Source organism: Streptomyces sp. TBY4 (genome assembly GCF_024213195.1).
GTDB lineage: Bacteria > Actinomycetota > Actinomycetes > Streptomycetales > Streptomycetaceae > Streptomyces.
Genome location: NZ_JANAVF010000005.1, coordinates 182406 through 202418, shown reverse-complemented (window position 1 = coordinate 202418; position 20013 = coordinate 182406). Strand labels below are relative to the sequence as shown.

Sequence of the window (20013 nt, the reverse complement as noted above, 5' to 3'; positions counted from 1 at the left end):
GCCCCGGGCCCGTCCCGCGAAAGCCGCCCGTGTCAGGGCCGGACGGCCCGCTTCGCCCGGAGCTCCCGGATCCACGCCACCAGCAGCACTGCGGCCGCGGCCCCCGCGGACCACAGCAGCTGCGGCCGCGCCGAGTCGTCGAACAGCATCAGGACCAGCACCGTGGCCATCCCGATCAGCGCCGCCCACGTCGCGTACGGGAACAGCCACATCGGCAGGGTCAGCCGCTCCGGCATGTCCCGCTCGATCTTCGCGCGCAGCTTCAGCTGCGAGACCGCGATCAGGGCCCAGACGAAGAGGAGCACCGCGCCGACCGCGTTGAGCATGTAGAGGAAGATCGTGTCCGGCCACAGGAGGTTGAGCACCACGGAGAAGAAGCCGAAGGCCACCGACGCGAAGACCGCCCGGCGCGGCACCCCGCCGTCCGACACCTTCAGCAGGGCCTGCGGGGCCTCGCCCCGCTCCGCCAGCGAGAACACCATGCGCGAGGACCCGTAGAGGTTCGCGTTGAGGGCCGACAGCAGGGCCACGAAGATCACGACGTCCATGATCTGGCCGGCGTGCGCGATGCCGATGGAGTCGAGGACGGCCACGTACGGGCTCTGGCCCGGCGTCAGCGAGTTCCACGGCAGCAGGGTCACGATGACCAGCATCGAGCCGACGTAGAAGAAGAGGATGCGCCACACGGCGCTGCGCACCGCGCGGGACACGGACCGGGCCGGGTCGTCCGACTCGGCGGCCGCGATGGTGACGACCTCCAGGCCGCCGAAGGCGAAGACCACGGCCAGCATGCCGGCGACCACACCGCTCGCGCCGTTGGGGAAGAAGCCGCCCTGGCCGGTCAGGTTGGCCATGCCGACCGGGTCGGTGTCGGGGAGGAAGCCGAAGACCGCCAGCGTGCCCAGGATCAGGAACAGGACGATCGCGCCGACCTTCAGGGCCGCGAACCAGAACTCGAACTCGCCGAAGTTCCGCACGGCGGCCAGGTTGCTCACGGTGAAGACCACCATGAACACGAGCACCCAGACCCACTGGTCCACCGAGGGAAGCCAGCCGTTCGCGATCTTCGCCGCGGCAGTGGCCTCCACGGCCAGCACCACGACCAGCAGGAACCAGTACAGCCAGCCGGCCGAGAAACCGGCCCAGCGGCCGAGCGCCTTCTCCGCGTAGACGGAGAAGGAGCCGGAGGCGGGCATCGCCGCCGACATCTCGCCGAGCGCCCGCATCACCAGCATCGCGAGGATGCCCGCGAGCAGGTACGAGCAGATGATCGCGGGACCGGCGATGGTGATGCCGGCGCCGGAGCCGACGAACAGCCCGGCGCCGATCACGCCGCCGAGCCCCAGCATGGTCAGGTGGCGCTGTTTGAGGCTGTGGCTCAGGGGCTCGGGTGGGAGCTCGTCCGTGGTGCCGGGAGGGGCGGACGGGAGGTCGCGCATGAGGGGGCTCGTACTCTCTGAGGCCTGGGCGGCGGTGGGGGCTCCGCGACAGTTGGAGGGACCCTACAGTCTCTCCGGAGAGCGCCCATCCGCGCAAAACGGACGTGTCAGCCGTCATCGCCCGTGATGCGGATCACTCCAACTCGGGCGCTGGACGGGGTCTTTGTGCACTCCCCACCAAACCGGGGAGTACGGCTTTGTTCCGGGCGACCCTGATGGGACCCCGGGCCCGGGACTAACGTCGGTGATCGTTCCTGCCGCCCCCACCTCCCGTGGAGTCCCCGATGAGCACTGCTTCCGTCTCCTTCCGGCCCGGCGCCGTCCTCGCCGACCTGCTGCCCGCGAGCCGTGTCCGCGATATCGCGCTCGTGGCGGGAGGCGCCGCGCTCACCGGTCTGGCCGCGCAGATCTCCGTGCACGTCGACGGCCTGGCCGCCCCGATCACGGGGCAGACCTTCGCCGCGCTGCTCGTGGGTACCGCGCTGGGCGCCGGCCGCGGCTTCCTGTCGCTGGCCCTCTACACCCTGGTCGGCATGGCCGGCGTGCCGTGGTTCGCGGGCGGCGCCTCCGGCGCGGGCGGCGCGACCTTCGGGTACGTCCTCGGCATGCTGCTGGCCTCCACCCTCGTCGGCGCCCTCGCGCGGCGCGGCGCCGACCGCTCGGTGCTGCGTACGGCGGGCGCGATGGTGCTGGGCTCCGCGGTCATCTACGCCGTCGGCGTCCCCTACCTCGCGCTGTCCACCGGGATGTCCCTCGGCGCGGCCGTCGCGGGCGGCCTGACCCCGTTCCTGATCGGCGACGCGCTCAAGGCGGCGCTGGCGATGGGCCTGCTGCCGGCCGCCTGGAAGCTGCTCGGCCGCGCGTGAGCGCCCGTACTCCACACGGAAGCCCCGGACCGCGACTGGCGGGCCGGGGCTTCCGTCGTGGGGGGGGGGCTACGCGGAGGCCTTCAGGGCGGCCTTGCGGCGGAGGTCCCGTACGACGCCGATCGCGATCACCACGGCCGCGACCAGCAGCGACAGCAGGACGATCTCGCGGTTGTCCTTGTCGTAGACCATGTAGCCGAGGACGAAGGTGATCATCGCGGCGGTGGCCCAGGTCAGGTACGGGAAGAACCACATCTTCACCGTCACCTTCTCCGGGGCCTCGCTCATGAGGATCCCGCGCATGCGCAGCTGGGTCAGGCAGATGACCAGCCATACGAACAGGGCGATCGCACCCGAGGCGTTCAGCAGGAAGCTGAAGACGGTGTCCTTGAAGGCGTAGTTGAAGTAGACGGCGAGGAAGCCGAAGACGACCGAGCCGAGGATGGCGGCCGTCGGCACGCCCTTCTTGTTCACCTTGGCGAAGGCCTTCGGGGCATCGCCGCGCTCACCCAGCGAGAAGGCCATGCGGGAGGCGGTGTACAGGCCGGAGTTCAGGCAGGACAGCACGGCCGTCAGGACGATCACGTTCATGATCTGGCCGGCGTGGGCGATGCCGATCGAGTCCAGGGCGGCGACGTACGAGCCCTTCTCGGTGATCGACTTGTCGTTCCACGGCAGCAGGGTGAGCACGATGAAGATCGAGCCCAGGTAGAAGACGCCGATGCGCCAGATCACCGAGTTGGTGGCCTTGGTGACCGCGCGGCGCGGGTCCTCGGACTCGCCTGCGGCCAGCGTGACGATCTCGCTGCCCATGAAGGAGAAGACGACCATCAGCACACCGGTGAGGACCGAGCCCCAGCCGTTCGGCATGAAGCCGCCCGTGTCGGTGAGGTGGGCGAAGCCCGCACCCGGGTTGTCCGAGCCCGGCAGCACGCCGAAGACGGCCAGCATGCCGATGATCACGAAGGCGCCGATGGCGACCACCTTGATGCCGGCGAACCAGAACTCGAACTCGCCGTACGAGGCGACCGAGCCGAGGTTGGTGACCGTCAGCACGGCCATCACGATCAGCGCCCAGGCCCACTGCGGGACGGCCGGGATCCAGCTTTCGAGGATGACGGCGCCGGCGGTGGCCTCCACGGCCAGGACGACGACCCAGAAGAACCAGTACAGCCAGCCGATGGAGAAGCCCGCCCAGCGGCCGAGCGCCCGGTCGGCGTAGGCGGAGAAGGATCCGGAGTTCGGGCTGGCGGCTGCCATCTCGCCCAGCATCCGCATCACGAAGACGACCATCGCGCCGACCAGCGCGTAGGACAGCAGGATGGCGGGACCGGTCTTGGCGATGCCGCCGCCGGAGCCGACGAAGAGCCCGGCGCCGATGACGCCGCCGATGGCGATCATGGACAGGTGGCGGTTCTTGAGACCGGCCTTCAGGCCGTCGGAGGGCTGGCCGTCACCGGGGTTACCGGTGGGGGAGCCTTCCTTCTGAAGGGTCGTCGTGGAACTCATGCACGGATCCTTAGGTTCTCGGGTGGCGAGCCCCGGCATTCAAACCCGAGATGAACGCAGGGCGGAAGACCCCAGTCCGGATCGTTGCGCAGGGGCGAACGTCCCGGACCTTGGTCCTGCGGTGTCTCATCTGCGTTCTTTGGGTTTACTTGAGCTTTAGAAGTGACTTACGCGACACCCCGCGGCGGGTCCCCGGCCCGGCTCGTGCCACACTCGGACCATGCGCGTGTACCTCGGATCCGACCATGCCGGCTTTGAGCTCAAGAACCACCTGGTGGACTGGCTCAAGAACAACGGCCACGAGCCCGTCGACTGCGGGCCCCACATCTACGACGCGGTGGACGACTACCCGCCGTTCTGCCTCCGCGCCGCGGAGAAGACCGCCGCGGACGCCGGCTCCCTCGGCATCGTGATCGGCGGCTCCGGCAACGGCGAGCAGATCGCCGCGAACAAGGTCAAGGGCATCCGCGCCATCCTCGCGTGGAGCGTCCAGACCGCCGAGCTCGGCCGCGAGCACAACAACGCCAACGTCATCTCCGTCGGCGGCCGCATGCACACCCAGGACGAGGTCGTCAGCTTCATCGACGCCTTCCTGAAGACCCCGTACTCCGACGAGGAGCGCCACACCCGCCGCATCGACATGCTCTCCGCCTACGAGGCCACCGGCGAGCTCCCCCCGATCCCGGCGCACCACCCGCAGGGCTGATCCCGCTTCCGGCCGCGGCGCCCTCGGGGGCGGCGCGGCCGGTTTTTCTTTTCCGGCCCCGCTCAGCCGCTCAGCCCGCTTCTCCGAGGAGTACCGCCGTGCCCGAGGGGCATACGATCCACCGCCTCGCCGCCGACCACACCGAGCGCTTCGCCGCCCGGCCGGTCCGCGTGAGCAGCCCGCAGGGCCGGTTCGCCGAGAGCGCCGCCCTGCTCGACGGCCGCGAGCTGGAATCCGCCGAGGCGCACGGCAAGCACCTGTTCCTCGAACTCGGTGACGCCTGGATCCACATCCACCTCGGCCTCTTCGGGAAGCTCGGCTTCGGCCCCGCCCCGGCCCCGCCCGCCGCCGAAACGGTCCGGCTCCGGCTGCTGAACGAGGACCACTACGCCGACCTGCGCGGCCCCACCGCGTGCGCGCTCATCGGCGAGGGCGAGAAGAAGGCGATACACGACCGGCTCGGCCCGGACCCGCTGCGCCCCTCCGACGGCCCCGACCGCGCCTGGTCCCGGATCTCCCGCTCCCGCACCACCGTGGCCGCCCTGCTCATGGACCAGAAGATCGTCTCGGGCGTGGGCAACGTCTACCGCGCCGAGGTCCTCTTCCGGCACGGCATCGACCCGTACCGCCTCGGCAAGGACCTCACCCGGAGCGAGTGGGACGCGATCTGGGCCGACCTGGTCCTCCTCATGCGTGAGGGCGTGCGCAACAACCGCATCGACACCGTCCGCGACGAGCACCTGCCCGAGGCCATGGGCCGCCCGCCGAGGGTGGACGACCACGGCGGCGAGGTGTACGTCTACCGCAGGGCGAACATGCCCTGCCACATCTGCGGGGGCGAGATCCGCACCGCCGGTCTCGCCGCCCGCAACCTCTTCTGGTGCCCGGGGTGCCAGAGCCGCTAGGGGGTGTCCGCCTAGAAGCCGTGCGGCAGCCAGGGGGCCACGTCGCCGGCGAAGGCGCGTGAGGCGGGGGCCAGCGCTCCCGGCCGCACCTCGCGGACCAGGCCGGCCGCCGCCAGCGCGTTCAGGGTGACCCCGCCCAGATAGGCCGAGCCCAGCTCCCGCACGGTCAGCTCCAGGTCGGCCGGGTCCTCCGTACGGGTACAGACCGCCGCCCCGTCCGCGCCGGCGGTCAGCCGCCAGCGCCCCGTGTTCCACGGGCAGAAGGCGTCCTCGACCCCCAGCACCACGTCCAGCGGAGCCCCGTAGGCCCGCGCGGCCAGCGCCGCCGGCAGGTCCACCAGCCGTACGTGCATCGAGTCGCGCAGCCGCACCTGCGACCGGCGGAGATCGGTGAGCAGGTGCAGCAGCGCGTCGTCCGCCGGCCGCTTGGGGGCGCTCACCGTCCAGGTCAGGTCGATGGAGAACACGTACCGCCACAGGGCCGCGTACGCCGCCGGGTCGAGCGCGTCGAGGTCCTGCACGTCCACCCGGCCGTCCGAGCCGGTCAGGTCCCACACGGGCTTGACCCGGTAGCGGGCGTACCCGACCACCTCGCCGTCCGCCCGCTCCGCGACCACGCACTTCAGCGGCGACGCGCCCTCCCGGTCCGACTCCGGGTCGAGCAGCGCCTGCAGCTCCCAGCCCGGCTGCCGGGCCGGCATCCCGGGACGGCCCGCGAGCAGCGCCGCGTAGACCCGCTCGCAGTCGGCCAGGGCCTTGCGCGGATCGACCAGCCGCAGCCGTACGTCGTCGGTGCCCGGCGGCACGGTCAGCCGTACGCGGGTCTTGTCGATCTCCACGGACATCGAGTACGCGGCGGTGCCGTAGCCGAAGCGCCCGTAGATCGCCGGATCGGAGGCCGTCAGCACGGCGATCGGTTCACCACCCGCTCGGACGTCGTCCAATTGGTGGCGCATCAGGGAGGCGAGCACGCCGCGCCTGCGATGGGTGGGGGAGACGCCGACCATCGTGACCCCGGCCGCCGGGACGAGGGCCCCGCCCGGCACGGAGAGCCGGAAGGAGAAGGCCCCGGCCGAGCCCACGCAGGTCCCGCCGTCCCACACGCCGAGGGAGCGCTCCGGCTCGGTCAGCGAGCGGTACAGCTCCCGCTCCTCGGGGGATTCGGGCACTCCGCCGAACGCCAGTTCAAGCTGGTCGTACCAGACATCCCACTCATCCGACTGCAATACGCGCGTCTCAAGAGCCATACGGCCATCCCTATCAGGGCAATCCGTCCCGGGTCGATCTCTTTTCGGTTGCCGATGGACCCATCTCAGGGGGTACCCCTGCGCGCGCACAGCCAGGATGGATAGGGTCCCGAAGCAATGGCCGGAGCACGCGTGGAGTCCCTCCTGGCCCGGTCCCGCATGACGTGGCACCGGGCGCGCACCGCCCTGCGCAAATCCGCCGTCGACTACTTCCGCGGCGACGCCTCCGACTGGCTGGCCTTCGGCGGCCTGCTCCTGACCATCCCGGCCATCGCCTGCGGCACGCTGATGCTGCCGGTGTGGTTCTCACCGGCCGCACTCGTCCTCCCCATCGTCGCCGGCGGGTTGTTGCTGCGCCCCGCCAGCCTGCTCGCCCTCTACGCCGCCTCCGCGGCCGCGCTCATCGTCGAAGCCCTCGTCCTCGGCCCCTACACCCAGGGCCCGGCACGGGTCACCCCCGGCACCGTCCTCGTCGTCGCCGCCTGCGGATTCTTCGGCCTGGTCATCGCCCAGTTCCGCAGCCGCGTGGGCGTGCCCTGGCGGCGCGGCGGCACCATGCTCTTCGACCTGCGCGAACGCATCCGGGTCCAGAGCAAGCTGCCCGCGCTGCCGCGCGGCTGGCACCGGGAGATGGCCCTGCGCCCGGCCGGCGGCCAGTCCTTCTCCGGCGACTTCGTCGTCGCCGCCCGCACCAACGGCGGCCGCACCCTGGAGATCGTCCTCACCGACGTCTCCGGCAAGGGCATGGAAGCGGGCTCCCGGGCCCTCCTCCTCTCCGGCGCCTTCGGCGGCCTCCTGGGAGCCCTCCCGCCCCAGGACTTCCTCCCCGCCGCGAACGGCTACCTCCTCCGCCAGGACTGGGACGAGGGCTTCGCCACCTCCATCCACCTCGTCCTGGACCTGGAGACCGGCGACTACGAACTCCTCTCCGCCGGCCACCTGCCCGCCCTCCAGCTCTCCGCCGGCACCGGCCGCTGGCAGGAGAAGACCGGCGAGGGCCCCCTCCTCGGGGTCTACGACGGCGCCGAATTCACCCCGGCCCGGGGCAACCTCCGCCCCGGCGACGTCCTGATGCTCTTCACCGACGGCCTCGTCGAAACGGCCGACCGCGACATCAGCGAGGGCATCGACCGCCTCACGGGCGAGGCCGACCGCTACGTAGCCGCCGGCTGGGAGGGCGCGACCTGGCACCTGATCGAAAAGGTGGCCAAGGACGTCAACGACGACCGAGCCCTCCTCCTGATCCGCCGCGCACCGTTCTAGCCGCGCCGCTCACCTTCTTGACGCGCAGCTCGCCCCGCTTCGCGGCTTCGCCCCGCTGCGCCGGACTCCGTCCGGCGGTGGCGGGTCGGCGCGGGCGCCACTGCCGTCCGGCGTGGGTGCCGGTGGGCGGGTGCGGCTGGTTGGGCCCTGCGGGGCTGGGTCCCCTACCCGCCCTTCGCCCGTTCCCCGGGCTGCGCCCGGACCCTTGCCGGGTGCGGCGCCGTTCCGGGGGCCAGCCCCCGCACCCCCGCGCCTCAAACGCCGGCGAGGCTGAGGGTGCCGGAGGGGCTGGGTGTGCCCGAGGGCCCTGTGGGTCGTCCAGCCCGCGGGGGTGCGCTGCGCGCACGTTCAGGCTGACGCCGGCCAATTCCAGCCCCGCCGGGGTTCGAGGCGCGGGGTCCGGGGCCCTTCAGCCGTCCGGCGCTTGAGGACCGGGGTCCGGGCAGAGCCCGGGGAACGGTGGAAGGGCGGGTAGGGGACTTCGCCCCGCAGGGCCGACCCGGCGGCACACCCGCCACTTCGAGGCCCACCCGATGGTCGGGTTTACCCCACCAAGGGTCCGCCAGCTCCCGCCATGGTCCCGACCCCACCGCCCTCCGTAGCGTCGAAGACACGATCACCACCGAGTGGTCGACCGACACGAAAGGCGGCACCCCATGAGGCTCCGACGCAGCAAGCGCCAGACCGAGCAGCGGCCGGAGCACACCGGGGGACCGGGACAGCCAGGCGGCCCCGGGCAGGCCGGGCACCCCGGGCAGGCCGGGTACCCCGGGCAGGCCGGGCACCCGGACCAGGCCGGCCAGGCCCACGCCACCCCCGCCGTCGAGCTCCGCTCGGTCCGCCGCCAGTACGGCCGCGGCGCAACCACCGTCCACGCCCTCCGCGGCATAGACCTCACCCTCCCCCGAGGCAGCTTCACGGCAGTGATGGGCCCCTCCGGCTCCGGAAAGTCCACGTTCCTCCAGTGCGCCGCCGGCCTGGACCTCCCCACCGAGGGCTCCGTCCGCCTCGGCGGCACCGAGATCACCGGCATGAACGAGAACGAGCTCACCGAACTCCGCCGCAGCCGCCTCGGCTTCGTCTTCCAGGCCTTCAACCTCCTCCCCTCCCTCACCGTCGAGCAGAACGTCCTGCTCCCCATGCGCCTGGCCGGCGGCCGCAGCGGTACCGCCTCCCAGGGCCGGGCCCGCGCCGCCGACCTGCTCGCCCGGGTCGGCCTGGAGGGCAAGGGCGGCCGCCGCCCCGCCGAACTCTCCGGCGGCCAGCAGCAGCGCGTCGCGATCGCCCGCGCCCTGGTCACCCGCCCGGACGTGGTCTTCGCCGACGAGCCCACCGGCGCCCTCGACACCACCACCGCCACCGAGGTCCTCTGCCTGCTCCGCAGCGCGGTGGACACCCTCGGCGCCACGGTCGTGATGGTCACCCACGACCCGGCGGCGGCCGCCCACGCCGACCAGGTGCTCTTCCTGGCCGACGGCCTCATCGCCGACCGCCTCCCGCGCAGCTCCGCCGCCGTGATCGCCGCCCGCATGACCTCGCTCACCACACCCGCCACCACGCCCACCACGCACCCGAACTACGCCGGGGCGGCCGCCTGATGGCACTGCGCCTGCGCCCCCGTTCCAACGGCCTGGCCCGCGCCGTGCTCCGGTTCCGGCCCGCCGCCTTCGCCGGCACCTTCGTCGCTCTGTTCCTGGCCGTCGCCATCGTCTCCGCCTGCGGGATCCTGCTGGAGACCGGCGCCCGCGCGAGCACCCCGCCGACGCGGTACGCCGCAGCTCCCGTCGTCGTCGCCGCCGATCAGCAGGCCCGCCTGCGGATGGGCAGCGGCGACGGCGCCTACGAGGTCACCGCGCCGCTCCCGGACCGGGCGCGGGTGGACGCCGCCCTGCTGGAGCGACTGGCTCCGCTGGGGCGGGCGGTGCCCGACGTGGTGTTCCCGGTACGGGACGGAGCGGGCCGCACGCTCGACGCCTCGGGCTGGGGCTCCACCGCCTTCAGCCCTACGGAGCTCCGCTCGGGCCGCGCCCCGGCCGGCCCGGGCGAAGTCGTCCTGGGCGGGGCCGACGGCCCGGACCGGGTCACGCTCGACACCCCGGCCGGGGCCCGGGAGTTCCGCGTCGTGGGCCACGCAGACCGCGCCGGAGCCTGGTTCACCGACACTGAGGCGCGCACCCTGTCCGGCCACCCCGACGGGCTCGACGCCATCGTGCTGTTCGGGGCCGACGCGCAGCAGGCCCGGGCGGCCGTCGACGGCCGCGCCCAGGTGCTGACCGGGGACGCCCGCGCCCTCGACGCGCGGCTCACCGGGGCCAAGGAGGTGCTGACCGGCCTGGGCGGCTCCTTCGGCGGTATCGCCACGCTCGTCGCCGTCTTCACCGCGGCGGGCACCGTCGCCCTCTCCGTGGGGCAGCGCTCCCGCGAGTTCGCCCTGCTGCGCGCCGTCGGAGCCACCCCTCGCCAGATCCGCCGTACGGTCGCCACCGAAGCCCTGCTCGTCGCACCGCTCGCGGGCGCGCTGGGCTGCGTACCCGGCATCGTCCTTGCGTCCTGGTGGTTCGGCCAGCTCAAGGCGAAGGGCGCCGTCCCGGCCGGAGTCGACCTGGCCGTCTCCTGGATCCCCCTGGTCAGCGCGGTCGGCCTCGCACTGGCCGCCGCCCTGATCGCCGGCTGGGCCGCATCCCGCCGCCCCGCCCGCATCCGCCCCGGCCTGGCCCTGGCATCGGCCGCCGTGGAACGACTCCGCCCCGGGTGGATCCGTACGCCCCTCGGCCTCGCCGCCCTGGCCGGCGGCGCCGCCTGCGCGACCCTGGCCGCCACGAGCAGCGGTCCGGACGCCGCCAACGCCGCCCTCGGCGTCGTCATGCTCTTCATGCTCGCCGTCGCCCTGCTGGGCCCGCTGATCGCCCGCGCATGTGCCTCCCTCCTCGGACTCCCGCTCCGCGCGGCCGGCGCCCCCGGCGCCCTGGCCGCCGCCAACTCCCGTACGAACGCCCGCCGCCTGGCCTCCGCCATCACCCCGATCGTGCTCGCCATGGCCTTCTCCTCGACCCTGGTCTTCCTCCACACCAGCGAGGACCGTGCGGTACGCCAGCAACAGCAGTCCGGCCTCCTGGCCGACCACGTCATCCCCCTCACCGCCGACGGCACCTCCGTCGACCGGGCCGTCGCGGGCGGGGCCGTCGCCCTCACCCGTACCTCCGTCCTGGCCGTCGTCGGCTCCGGCGGCGACCGGAGCTTCCACACGGCCTCCGCGCAGGGCGTCACCGGGGACCTCGGAAACCTGGCCGCGGTCCAGGACCTGGGCGTCCGTTCGGGAGACCTCTCCCGGCTCGCCGCCCCCGGGACGGTCGCCATCGACCGCACTCTGGCCGAGGCCACGCACACCGGGACCGGAGACCGGATCGCCCTGCGGATGCCCGACGGAACCCCCGTCACCCCCGAGATCGTCGCCGTCTACACCCGCGGCCTCGGACTCGGCGAAGTCACCCTCCCCGCCGCCGACCTGGCGGGCCGGACCACCGCGGGCCGCCCCACGGAACTCCTGGTCCGCGGCCCGGCCCCCGAAGGCCTCGGCCCGGTGCTGTCCGCCGCACCCTCCGGCCCGGCCTCCGTTCCTAGCCCGACCGAGGTCCGGGTGTTTCAGCCGTCCGGCGTTTGAGGACCGGGGTCTGGGGCGGAGCCCCAGGGGGTCCGGGCGCAGCCCGGCACCCCTCCCAGCCCCGCCGGCGCCTGAGGCGCGGGTCCGGGCAGCGCCCGGGGAACGGTGGAAGGGCGGGTAGGGGACCAGCCCCGCAGGGCTCCCACGCCCCGGCGGGGCGCACCGGCCCGGACCGGCCACTCACCCCCGATTGGCCGGTCCACCCCGCCCCGGCGACGCCTACCGTGCCCCCATGGACCGCACCCTCGCCGCCGACCTGGCCCGCCTCCCCGAGCTCCTCGACGCCACCCGCGACGCCGCCGCCGCGACCCTCGCAGCCCTGGACGCACGTCCCGTCGTACCAGGAGCACCACCGGAAGGGGCAGCGGCAGCGACACCACCCCTCCCCGAGCGAGGCATCGGCACCGAAGCCGCCCTGGCAGCCTTCACGGACCGCTGGGCCCCGCGCCTGTCGGCCTCCGCCGGCCCCCGCTACCTCGGCTTCGTCACCGGCGGCGCCACCCCCGCCGCCCTCGCGGGCGACTGGCTCACCGCGGCCCACGACCAGAACTCCAACTCCTCCCTGGACGGCGGCGGCCAGGACCTCGAACGCGAAACCGTCACCTGGCTCCGCGAGCTCTTCCACCTCTCCGCCGCCCACACCGGCACCTTCGTCAGCGGCGCCACCCTCTCCAACACCACCGGCCTGGCCATCGCCCGCGAATGGCTCGGCGAACGCCTCGGCGTCTCCCCGGCCGAGGACGGCGCGGCCGCGCTCGGTCCGGTCCGCGTCCTGTCCGGCGCCCCGCACTCCTCCATCGCCAAGGCCCTGTCCGTCCTCGGACTCGGCCGTGCCGCGCTGGTCCCCGTACCGACCCTGCCCGGCCGCGAGGCCGTGGACCCGGCCGCCCTGGACCGCGCCCTCGCCGACGCGCCCGGCCGGCCCGCCGTGGTCGTCGCCAACGCCGGCACCGTCAACACCGTGGACTTCGACGACCTGCGCGCGATCGCCGCCCTCCGCGAACGCCACGACTTCTGGCTGCACACGGACGCCGCCTTCGGCGCGTTCGCCGCCCTCTCGCCGGCCCACGCCCACCTCACCGCCGGCCTCGACGCCTCCGACTCGATCTGCGTCGACCTGCACAAGTGGCTCAACGTCCCCTACGACAGCGCCGTCCAGTTCACCCGCCGCCGCGACCTCCAGGCCCGCGTGTTCCAGAACGCCGCCGCCTACCTCGGCCCCCTCGGCGAGAACCCCGACCTCGTCCACCTCACCCCGGAGAACTCCCACCGGCTGCGCGCCCTCGCCGCCTGGTTCACCCTCCGCGCCTACGGCCGCGAGGGCCACCGCGAGATCGTGGAACGGGACATCGCCTGCGCCCGTTCCCTGGGCGAATCCCTCACCGGGGACCCGTACTTCACCCTCCTCGCCCCCGTCCGCCTGAACGTCGTCTGCTTCACCCTCTCCCAAACCCCCACCGCAGCCCGCCTCACGGCCCTGCGCGAGGCGGCCGGCCCGGAGGTGTTCGTCACCCCCACGACCTACGCGGGAACCCCCGCCCTGCGCGCCGCGTTCTCCAACTGGCGCACCACGCAAGCAGACGTACGCCGGATCGCGCAGGCACTCCACACGGCGGCGAAGGAGCTCGGATGACCAACGGCCCGCTCACCCTCATCGAGGTCGAGGCCCTCGCCCGCACCGCGCACGAGGGCCAGACCGACAAGGCCGGACGGCCGTACGCGGAACACCTCGCCGCCGTCGCCGAGGGCGTCCGCGCCCGCGGCGGCACCGCCGAACAGCAGGCGGCGGCCTGGCTGCACGACGCGATCGAGGACGAGGCCCTCACCCCGGCATGGCTGGAATCGGCCGAACTCCCGCAACCCGTCAAGGACATGGTCCTGGCGGTCACCAAACGCCCCGGCGAACCGGTCGAGGCGTACACGGCCCGCATCCTCGCCACCCCCGGCGCCCTCCTGGTCAAGGAAGCCGACCTGGCCCACAATGCGGACCCCGCCCGCCTCGCGGTCCTCGACGCCCCCACCCGCGACCGCCTGTCCGTGAAGTACGCCTATGTCCGCTCCCTCCTCGGCCTCACCGCGCCCTGACGCAAAAGCACCACCGTCTCTTCGTCACGAGGCGGATAGCCGGGGCGCGTTGGTGGGAGGATGGAGCACGTGGGGGCGCGCACGGCCGCGCCCCGGGCCGACCAGGGGACGACCGAAGGTGTGATCAGAAGTGGCCATTTCGCTGTCAGTAGTGGTTCTGTTGGCGATCATCCTCGTGGTGCTCGTCCGCAGCGGCAACCTCAAGGCCGGCCCCGCGATCGTCGCGGTCCTCTTCGGCTTCTTCCTCGCGTCCAGCTCCATCGCCCCGGACGTCAACCGCTTCCTGAACTCCCTCGCGGACACCATCGCGGGCATCAAACTCTGACCCGCAACCACGGTCGCCCCGCGCCTCCCCCGAAGCCCCCCGCCAGCCCGGTCGAACCCCCGGGAACGACGAAGGGCCAGATCGAGGAAACATCCTCTGACCTGGCCCTTTGCGTCTCTGAGCGGGTGACGGGAATCGAACCCGCGTAGCTAGTTTGGAAGGCTCACCACTGGTGGTTCGGCCGGGGGTCTTCGGGTCCCGCGAGGAACCGTCTGACCTGCAACAACGTACCAGCGCTACCGTCCCCACGCGACCGCTGTTGACCGCTGGATACCGCGATTGGCCGCTCTTTATCCCGCGTTATCCCGCGCCATCCTGCGCGGCTCACCCGCATGGCCTACGTCGTGTACGTCGGCACGGACAGGTCTGCGAGCAGCGCGGCGAGGGCGTCGTCCTCCGCCGTCCCGGTCGTGCTGGCGGGGGTGAGCCCCAGCTCCCGCAGGACGCCGAGCAGCCGCCCGGAGAGCTGGACCACCGCGTAGACCTCCCCGCCCGCCGCCGCACCGTCCAGGGCGCGGCCCAGGGTGCGCGCCAGGGCTTCGACGGCCGCCCACCGGGGGTCGGGGCGTTCCCCGGCGCGAGAGGCCCGTAGAGCGTCCGTGATCCCGCGCTCGACCCGTCCGCCGTGGCGGGGGACTCCCGATTCGCTGGCTCCCCGGTTGGTAAGCGCTCGCTTAGTAGTCGCCATGGGAAAGATTGTGGCTGGTCAGGAGCGATTGGGCGCGTTTTCGGGCTACCCCCCTCCATTACCCGGGGAGAGAGAACAGGGGGCGCGGGGTGTCCCGGCGGGTCCGTTTCCTAAAAAAACCGGGCCCCGTGCTCGGTGTTCAATGTCGGCGCAGCGAGTACGGGGCCCGGGTGTTCGTGAAGCGCGCCGTGCGGCTGAGACCCGAGCATCGTAGGGGAGCGGTCCGGTAGAACCAGCGGCAGGCGAAGCACCACACGAGCCCGTTCTCCGGGTCCTCGGTGCTGGCCTGGCCGCACTGCGGGCAGGGCTCCACGGCGTACCTCCCTCGGCTATGCGCTCGGGTCGAAGTCTCCCGCACGCACACCGGCCACGAAGGCGGCCCACTTCTCCGGGGTGGTCTCCACGACGACTCCCGGTGCGGCGCTCTCGCGCAGCGCCACGACGCCGGGGACGTTCTGCGCGACCTCCAGGCAGTTGTTCACCCTGGCGTCACGGCAGGCGACCGCGCTGACGAACTCGTAAGCGGGACTCTCGGGCATCGGTTCTTCCCTTCGCCGGCTCATCCCGGGGAAGCGGTCCCCGGACCGTCGATCTCTCACTCTCCCGCCCCCGAGCGGAGCGGGAGACATCAGGCCCGGCCAGTGGTCGGGCCTCGCTCGCCCTACCTCGTGTGCCGGGTGACGAGCGCGAAGGAGGTCATGAGGCGTCGGAAGCCCATGTGCCCGGTCGCCCCCGCGTGCCGCAGCGCCCACGTGTCGGTGTCGGCCGCCGTGGGCAACCCGCCGGACTCTTGACCGCAGTCCAGGCACTGGGCCTCGAAGGTGACGTCACTGTCGGGGTGGGCCGTGATCGTGTGATCCACGAACCTGTACCGGGCCCGGGCGGTCACTGGAGCGCCCCGGCGGACATTCGCTCGCCCCGGCTCTCGGCGACCCGCAGCGCGTCACCGAGGCACTCGGTGAGCCGTGCCGTGACGAACCGGAGTTCGGTCGGCGGGGCATCCGGGTTGGCCAGCAGCGCGAGGGAGTGCTCCAGCACCTCCGCCGCCGTATCGAGCTGCACCTCCTCCAGGTCGTCGGCCAGCCTGGACAGGAAGCTGTCCGGCCCCGCCGTGCTCAGGAAACAGAGCTTGCCCTCGCCCGTCGTCCAGGGCAGTCGCCGCAGTGTGGATCCCGCATCCTCGGGGTCATTCGTGGGTGTCCCGTTGGTCGCCATGCGAAGCACCGTAGGGATGTGAGCCCGTACGCAGCCTGCGTGTTTCTCGGAGTTTCTCGTCCTGCGCCGTGTGCTTCTCGGAGTTGCTCACGGGCGGTTGAACGTGGACCGTGCCCGGAGGATCAGCCGGTGCGCGGCGGGTCCGTAGACCGCCGTCTCCTCCAGGAGCTCCCACGTGCGCACGTAGTGCGCGACGTCGTCCGGAGCGTCGAGCCACAGCTCCGCGTTCCAGGTGTCGGCGATCACGAGCCCGTCGTCCATGATCCAGAACCCGTGCTTGGGCGAGACCTTCATACGGACCCCGAACGGGATGATCCCGAGCCTCACCGTGTCCAGCCCTATCAGACCGGACAGCCGGTCGAGCTGAGCGACCATGGCGTCCGGCGAGCACCGGAGGGTGTGCAGCGCCGCTTCCCAGACGACGGCCCGGAACAGGTGCCCGGGCTCGTACAGCGCCTCTTGCCGCTTCATGCGGGCCCGCACGCCGTCCTCGATGTCACGGGTGACACCGAGCCGGTCAGAGACGTCCGTGAGGATGCTCCGGGCGTAGTCGGCGGTCTGGAACACACCGGGGACGATCCCGGGCTCGAAGAGCCGGACGTGTTCGGCCTCCCGCTCCTGCGCCGCGTTGAGTTCCTGAACGGCACGGTGCCCGCCCGCGAGCTGGCGGCGCCAACTCCGGTAGCGGCTCTCCAACCCGCGCAGCCTGCCCCGCAGCTCCGCCGCCGCATCCGGCTGGCCGGTCTGTTCGGCCCAGGTACCGAGGTCCTCGGCGGTGGCCGTCTGCCTGCCCGTCTCCAGCTTGGAGACCTTGGAGGGAGGCCAGCCGCACAGCGCGGCCAGCTCCCGGCCGGTGAGCCCGGCCTCGGTTCGCAGCTCGCGCAGCCGCGCGCCGAGGGACTCTCGGGCCTGTTGGAAATCAGTGCTCACGTCCGGGCGAGCACCTGCTCCACGAAGACGTCACGGCGGACCGCGTGATGCCACGCCGCGTCGCGCACCTGGCAGTACCGGACGAGGGTGGCCGGGTCCTCCACCAGCTCTGCACCGAGGTACTCGTCCCGGTCGTCGAAGTGGAGCCGAAGGGCTCGGCGGGAGTCGAAGAGCCAGAAGTCCTCGGCGGGCAGGCCGAGCCGGTCGGCGTCGGCCCGCCAGAGGTTCCGAATGTCCTCACCCGCCGCGATGCTGCCGACGGCGGTCGCCAGCAAGAACCGTTGCCCCTCGGTGGGCACGTCATCCATCAGCCGGACCCGTTCGATGCGCTTGCCCTCGGCGACCTGGGTCCGAATGTTCGCGTACCAGGGCGTGCCGGTATCGGTCTCGACACTCTCGCCCCGCAGGAACCGGCGGTATTTCTCCCCGGCCCGGTCGGACGCGTAGCCGCGCCGCGTCTCCAGCCGCCATGCCGTGTGTCGGAACTCCCGGAAGTAGTCCCCGAACGTCTCGTCGGCGATGAACTGCACCACGTACGTTCTCCTACGCCTTGGGAGCGAACCGGATCAGCAGATCGCGGGGAACGATGACGAAGGCCTCGTTGTCGGCCACGTCCTTGAGCTGGGCGACGTCGGCGGCCTCGGTGACCGCGATGCCCTGTACGAGGATCTCACCGGTGTCCAGGTCCTCGTACAGGGTCGGGCACTTGCCCTCCTCCGACGTCGTACCGAGCATCTTCAGCCGTCGTGCCATGGCCGTACCCCTCTCAGACCGCACCGGTTGGATCCCCAACGTGCTGCGCACCGTAGCCGTTTGATGCGCTCCGCAGTAGACGACCGCCAGCCGATTCCTTCGCGCGGGTGGTCCGCCGGCTCACTGGGAATTCCGGACGTCGCGAGGACGGCCAGCTCCCGGGATGCTTGAAGCAGCCGGATCAGGTGGAAGGCGAAGTCGAACTCTTCGCGCCCGGCCGAGTGCTCGATCTCGGCAACAAGAGCGTTCAGAGCATGGGCCTTGCGGGTCAGCTTGTCAGGACGGTGGTTCTTCACGGGGCCTGCCTTCGGTGGTTGCTCCGGTAGATGCCTGGATCGGCAGGACTGCGCTTGACGTCGTCCGTTCGCCATTGGGCGGCCCACCCCGGATCGATGAAGACGCCGGGACCGCTTCCCCGCCCCGACCCAGACAGTTCGGCGGGAACAATGGAAGGGTGATCGGCCTGCTGTTCGGGGTCACCGCCACCTTCGACGGCCAGGTCGATGACGTGATCAGTGCGCTGATCGCCGATCAGCCGACCGATTTCATCGGTGTTCGGATCACACGTTGAATCAGGTGATTCGGCTGTGATTTCGCGTTGATGGAACGGATGATTCGGCGCCTCGCTCGGCAGCTCCAGGACCGTGTACGTGTTCCGGAAGTTCACGGGTAGCCGGGCGATGTCCTCCGGCCTCGGGAGCGGAAGTACGGGCATGCCTGCCACCTCCGGGGTGCAGGCCCCCTTGGCCTGGTTGCAGCGTCGGCACGCGGTGACTACGCCATTGCCGTCTGAGTCGGCGGGCACGTTCGGGTCCACGTGATCCACGGTCGGCATGAGCTGCGCGGCCTCGGGGAACTTCGCCGCACCCAGCTTGCTGTTCAACGGGCCCGACCAGCAGTACCGGCAATACAGTCCGTCTCGCTTGAAGACGAGTTTTCGGAGCTGGGCGTCATTCAGGTCTCTGTTCTTGGCGTCCCGGAGTGCCTTCTCCTTCCGGGAGGGGTTCCGCTTCAAGAACTCGTGGACGTAGAACTCCCAGCCCTCACCCCAGCCCGAGGGGATGCACGGGCACTCGTCGCCCCGGCGGTGGAGCTTTGCGGGCCGACCGAGCGCGGACTCGCAGAGGATCTCCGGCAGCTTGGCGCGGTCCGCCGGTGAGTGTTCGGCCAGGGCCGTGGCGACCATGCCTGTCGTTAGATACCCGTTCGCCTGGTGAGCCGCCGAGGTGGTCGAGAGGCAGACGAAGGCATCCCGAAGCGCGACTATCTTGGCGGCCTTGCCCATGGCCAAGTAAGCCCAGATGGGATCGGCGGAATGCCGGTCATCGAAGAGAGCGAACGGCACGCGTCCTCACCCCAATCCGCCGCGTGCGGGCACCGTCTGTGCCGTGAGGTAGGCCTCCAGGTCCGAGACCCGGAAGCGGACGTGCTTCCCGACCTTGACCACCGGAACGGCCCGCTGGGCCCGCAGCCGGCGCACCATCCGCTCACCGGTGCCGAGGTAGTCGGCGGCCTCGGTGATGCTCAGCAGCGGGTCAGGGTTCTTGCTCACGGGCTCGGCTGCCCGAGACGTGGGGAAGGCGCTCATGTCGGTTCGGGGGCGCGTTGCACCGCCGCCCGGGATCGGGAGATCACGGGGGAGTGGCAAGGGGCACGGCGCGAGCGCTGCGGTGAACGCGCCCCGTCCTCCTCCGGCTATGCGAGAGGTCAGACAGAGCGCCCGGCGCCAGCCCCGAGCAGCGGCGGCGCGGCGGTCTGGACCGACCGGACCAGGGCGCGGCGCCACGGCGGTGCGGATATCCCCAGGTGGACCGGGCGCGCGGCGGTGTGGGCGGGCGCAGTCTCCTCGCCCAGGGCCCCGGCGAGCAGGGGGCGCGGCGGGCAGGCGGGCGACGTTGTGCGGGCGGTCCTTGCCATGGCCAGGAGCACCGCGCACACGTTCACCGGAAGCCCGGTCCGCTCGGCGAGCGACTGGGCGTCGCCCTCCCACGTCAGGACGTCCGTCAACTGCCGCATGGTGAGGCGACCCAAGGACAGTCCATGAGCGCGAGCGGCTGCCGACATGTTCCGGTGGAGGACCGCCCGGCCGCGCAGCTCAAGCGCCGGACCGATCTCGGCGAGCTGGCGCTCCATTCGGCTGGTCATGGCTGCCCATGACCGAGCGGCCGCGCTCGCTTCCGGACGGGTGAGAGCAGCGACCGCAGGAGTCGAGTAGGCGGCGGCCATCGTGGCTACGACTTGGGCGGCCGCGTGGGCCCTGTCCACGAAGGTGGCGTAGGCGTCGAGAGCCGGAAACGCGACAGCGCCGAACGGGGCCCGGTCGGGCTCTCCGTTCAGCGCTGCGGCGATCTTGGCCATGGGCACAGTGTCAGGGCCCCTGCCGGGTCCCGCCAGTCGAGCGCGGGCGCATGGGGGGCGGAA

At 72.1% G+C, this 20013-nt stretch carries 23 protein-coding genes; 9 read left to right on the top strand and 14 right to left on the bottom strand.

What is annotated here, in order from left to right; genetic code table 11:
• Positions 1-32: 32 nt before the first annotated feature.
• Positions 33-1439, bottom strand: a complete 1407-nt coding sequence (locus NLX94_RS14275; protein WP_254383084.1) for an amino acid permease — start codon at positions 1437-1439, stop codon at positions 33-35.
• 284 nt (positions 1440-1723) lie between these two features.
• Between NLX94_RS14275 and NLX94_RS14270 the strand changes: the two genes are divergently transcribed.
• Positions 1724-2305 (top strand): biotin transporter BioY, encoded by a 582-nt coding sequence (locus NLX94_RS14270; RefSeq protein WP_254383083.1) that lies wholly within the window; start codon positions 1724-1726, stop codon positions 2303-2305.
• A 69-nt stretch (positions 2306-2374) separates the two neighbouring features.
• On the opposite strand, the gene NLX94_RS14265 is transcribed toward NLX94_RS14270, so the two are convergent.
• On the bottom strand, positions 2375-3814 hold the full coding sequence (locus tag NLX94_RS14265; protein WP_254383082.1) for an amino acid permease: 1440 nt from the start codon (positions 3812-3814) through the stop codon (positions 2375-2377).
• A gap of 220 nt (positions 3815-4034) precedes the next feature.
• On the opposite strand from NLX94_RS14265, the gene NLX94_RS14260 reads away from it, so the two are divergent.
• Positions 4035-4520 carry a ribose-5-phosphate isomerase gene (locus NLX94_RS14260; protein ID WP_254383081.1) on the top strand — a complete coding sequence of 162 codons (486 nt, stop codon included), beginning with the start codon at positions 4035-4037 and terminating at the stop codon, positions 4518-4520.
• A 98-nt stretch (positions 4521-4618) separates the two neighbouring features.
• Positions 4619-5425: a DNA-formamidopyrimidine glycosylase family protein gene (locus NLX94_RS14255; protein WP_254383080.1), complete on the top strand. Its 807-nt coding sequence runs from the start codon at positions 4619-4621 to the stop codon at positions 5423-5425.
• An 11-nt stretch (positions 5426-5436) separates the two neighbouring features.
• Here the strand turns inward: NLX94_RS14255 and NLX94_RS14250 are convergent, their stop codons facing one another.
• On the bottom strand, positions 5437-6672 hold the full coding sequence (locus tag NLX94_RS14250; protein WP_254383079.1) for a GNAT family N-acetyltransferase: 1236 nt from the start codon (positions 6670-6672) through the stop codon (positions 5437-5439).
• A gap of 117 nt (positions 6673-6789) precedes the next feature.
• Here NLX94_RS14250 and NLX94_RS14245 point away from each other — a divergent pair, with 117 nt between their 5' ends.
• The 6 genes from NLX94_RS14245 to NLX94_RS14220 all read left to right on the top strand — a co-directional run bounded on the left by NLX94_RS14245 (position 6790) and on the right by NLX94_RS14220 (position 14006).
• Positions 6790-7935: a PP2C family protein-serine/threonine phosphatase gene (locus NLX94_RS14245; protein ID WP_254383078.1), complete on the top strand. Its 1146-nt coding sequence runs from the start codon at positions 6790-6792 to the stop codon at positions 7933-7935.
• Between the two features lie 656 nt (positions 7936-8591).
• Positions 8592-9533 carry an ABC transporter ATP-binding protein gene (locus NLX94_RS14240; RefSeq protein ID WP_254383077.1) on the top strand — a complete coding sequence of 314 codons (942 nt, stop codon included), beginning with the start codon at positions 8592-8594 and terminating at the stop codon, positions 9531-9533.
• A complete protein-coding gene (locus NLX94_RS14235) occupies positions 9533-11596 on the top strand; it encodes an ABC transporter permease (RefSeq protein WP_254383076.1) in 2064 nt (687 codons plus the stop codon). The genes NLX94_RS14240 and NLX94_RS14235 overlap by 1 nt, the downstream gene beginning before the upstream one ends.
• Positions 11597-11828: 232 nt before the next feature.
• Positions 11829-13229 (top strand): pyridoxal-dependent decarboxylase, encoded by a 1401-nt coding sequence (locus NLX94_RS14230; protein ID WP_254383075.1) that lies wholly within the window; start codon positions 11829-11831, stop codon positions 13227-13229.
• A complete protein-coding gene (locus tag NLX94_RS14225; RefSeq protein WP_254383074.1) occupies positions 13226-13681 on the top strand; it encodes an HD domain-containing protein in 456 nt (151 codons plus the stop codon). Before NLX94_RS14230 ends, NLX94_RS14225 begins: the two co-directional genes overlap by 4 nt.
• 130 nt (positions 13682-13811) lie before the next feature.
• Positions 13812-14006: a hypothetical protein gene (locus tag NLX94_RS14220; RefSeq protein ID WP_254383073.1), complete on the top strand. Its 195-nt coding sequence runs from the start codon at positions 13812-13814 to the stop codon at positions 14004-14006.
• Positions 14007-14343: 337 nt separating this feature from the next.
• On the opposite strand, the gene NLX94_RS14215 is transcribed toward NLX94_RS14220, so the two are convergent.
• The 11 genes from NLX94_RS14215 to NLX94_RS14165 all read right to left on the bottom strand — a co-directional run bounded on the left by NLX94_RS14215 (position 14344) and on the right by NLX94_RS14165 (position 19950).
• A complete protein-coding gene (locus tag NLX94_RS14215; protein ID WP_254383072.1) occupies positions 14344-14694 on the bottom strand; it encodes a hypothetical protein in 351 nt (116 codons plus the stop codon).
• Positions 14695-15023: 329 nt separating this feature from the next.
• The gene (locus tag NLX94_RS14210) at positions 15024-15233 is read right to left on the bottom strand and encodes a DUF397 domain-containing protein (RefSeq protein WP_254383071.1); all 210 of its coding nucleotides are present in this window, start codon (positions 15231-15233) and stop codon (positions 15024-15026) included.
• Between the two features lie 122 nt (positions 15234-15355).
• The gene (locus tag NLX94_RS14205; protein WP_254383070.1) at positions 15356-15556 is read right to left on the bottom strand and encodes a hypothetical protein; all 201 of its coding nucleotides are present in this window, start codon (positions 15554-15556) and stop codon (positions 15356-15358) included.
• Between the two features lie 23 nt (positions 15557-15579).
• Positions 15580-15909 carry a hypothetical protein gene (locus NLX94_RS14200; RefSeq protein WP_254383069.1) on the bottom strand — a complete coding sequence of 110 codons (330 nt, stop codon included), beginning with the start codon at positions 15907-15909 and terminating at the stop codon, positions 15580-15582.
• An 87-nt stretch (positions 15910-15996) separates the two neighbouring features.
• Positions 15997-16839, bottom strand: a complete 843-nt coding sequence (locus NLX94_RS14195; RefSeq protein ID WP_254383068.1) for a helix-turn-helix transcriptional regulator — start codon at positions 16837-16839, stop codon at positions 15997-15999.
• Positions 16836-17372, bottom strand: coding sequence for a DUF6879 family protein (locus NLX94_RS14190; RefSeq protein ID WP_254383067.1), 537 nt, complete (start codon positions 17370-17372; stop codon positions 16836-16838). The genes NLX94_RS14195 and NLX94_RS14190 overlap by 4 nt, the downstream gene beginning before the upstream one ends.
• A gap of 10 nt (positions 17373-17382) precedes the next feature.
• Positions 17383-17592 (bottom strand): hypothetical protein, encoded by a 210-nt coding sequence (locus tag NLX94_RS14185; protein WP_254383066.1) that lies wholly within the window; start codon positions 17590-17592, stop codon positions 17383-17385.
• The gene (locus tag NLX94_RS14180) at positions 17577-17888 is read right to left on the bottom strand and encodes a hypothetical protein (RefSeq protein WP_254383065.1); all 312 of its coding nucleotides are present in this window, start codon (positions 17886-17888) and stop codon (positions 17577-17579) included. The genes NLX94_RS14185 and NLX94_RS14180 overlap by 16 nt, the downstream gene beginning before the upstream one ends.
• On the bottom strand, positions 17885-18937 hold the full coding sequence (locus tag NLX94_RS14175; RefSeq protein ID WP_254383064.1) for an HNH endonuclease: 1053 nt from the start codon (positions 18935-18937) through the stop codon (positions 17885-17887). Before NLX94_RS14175 ends, NLX94_RS14180 begins: the two co-directional genes overlap by 4 nt.
• 6 nt (positions 18938-18943) lie before the next feature.
• Positions 18944-19144, bottom strand: coding sequence for a helix-turn-helix domain-containing protein (locus NLX94_RS14170; RefSeq protein ID WP_254383063.1), 201 nt, complete (start codon positions 19142-19144; stop codon positions 18944-18946).
• A 155-nt stretch (positions 19145-19299) separates the two neighbouring features.
• Positions 19300-19950 carry a hypothetical protein gene (locus NLX94_RS14165; RefSeq protein WP_254383062.1) on the bottom strand — a complete coding sequence of 217 codons (651 nt, stop codon included), beginning with the start codon at positions 19948-19950 and terminating at the stop codon, positions 19300-19302.
• Positions 19951-20013 lie beyond the last annotated feature (63 nt).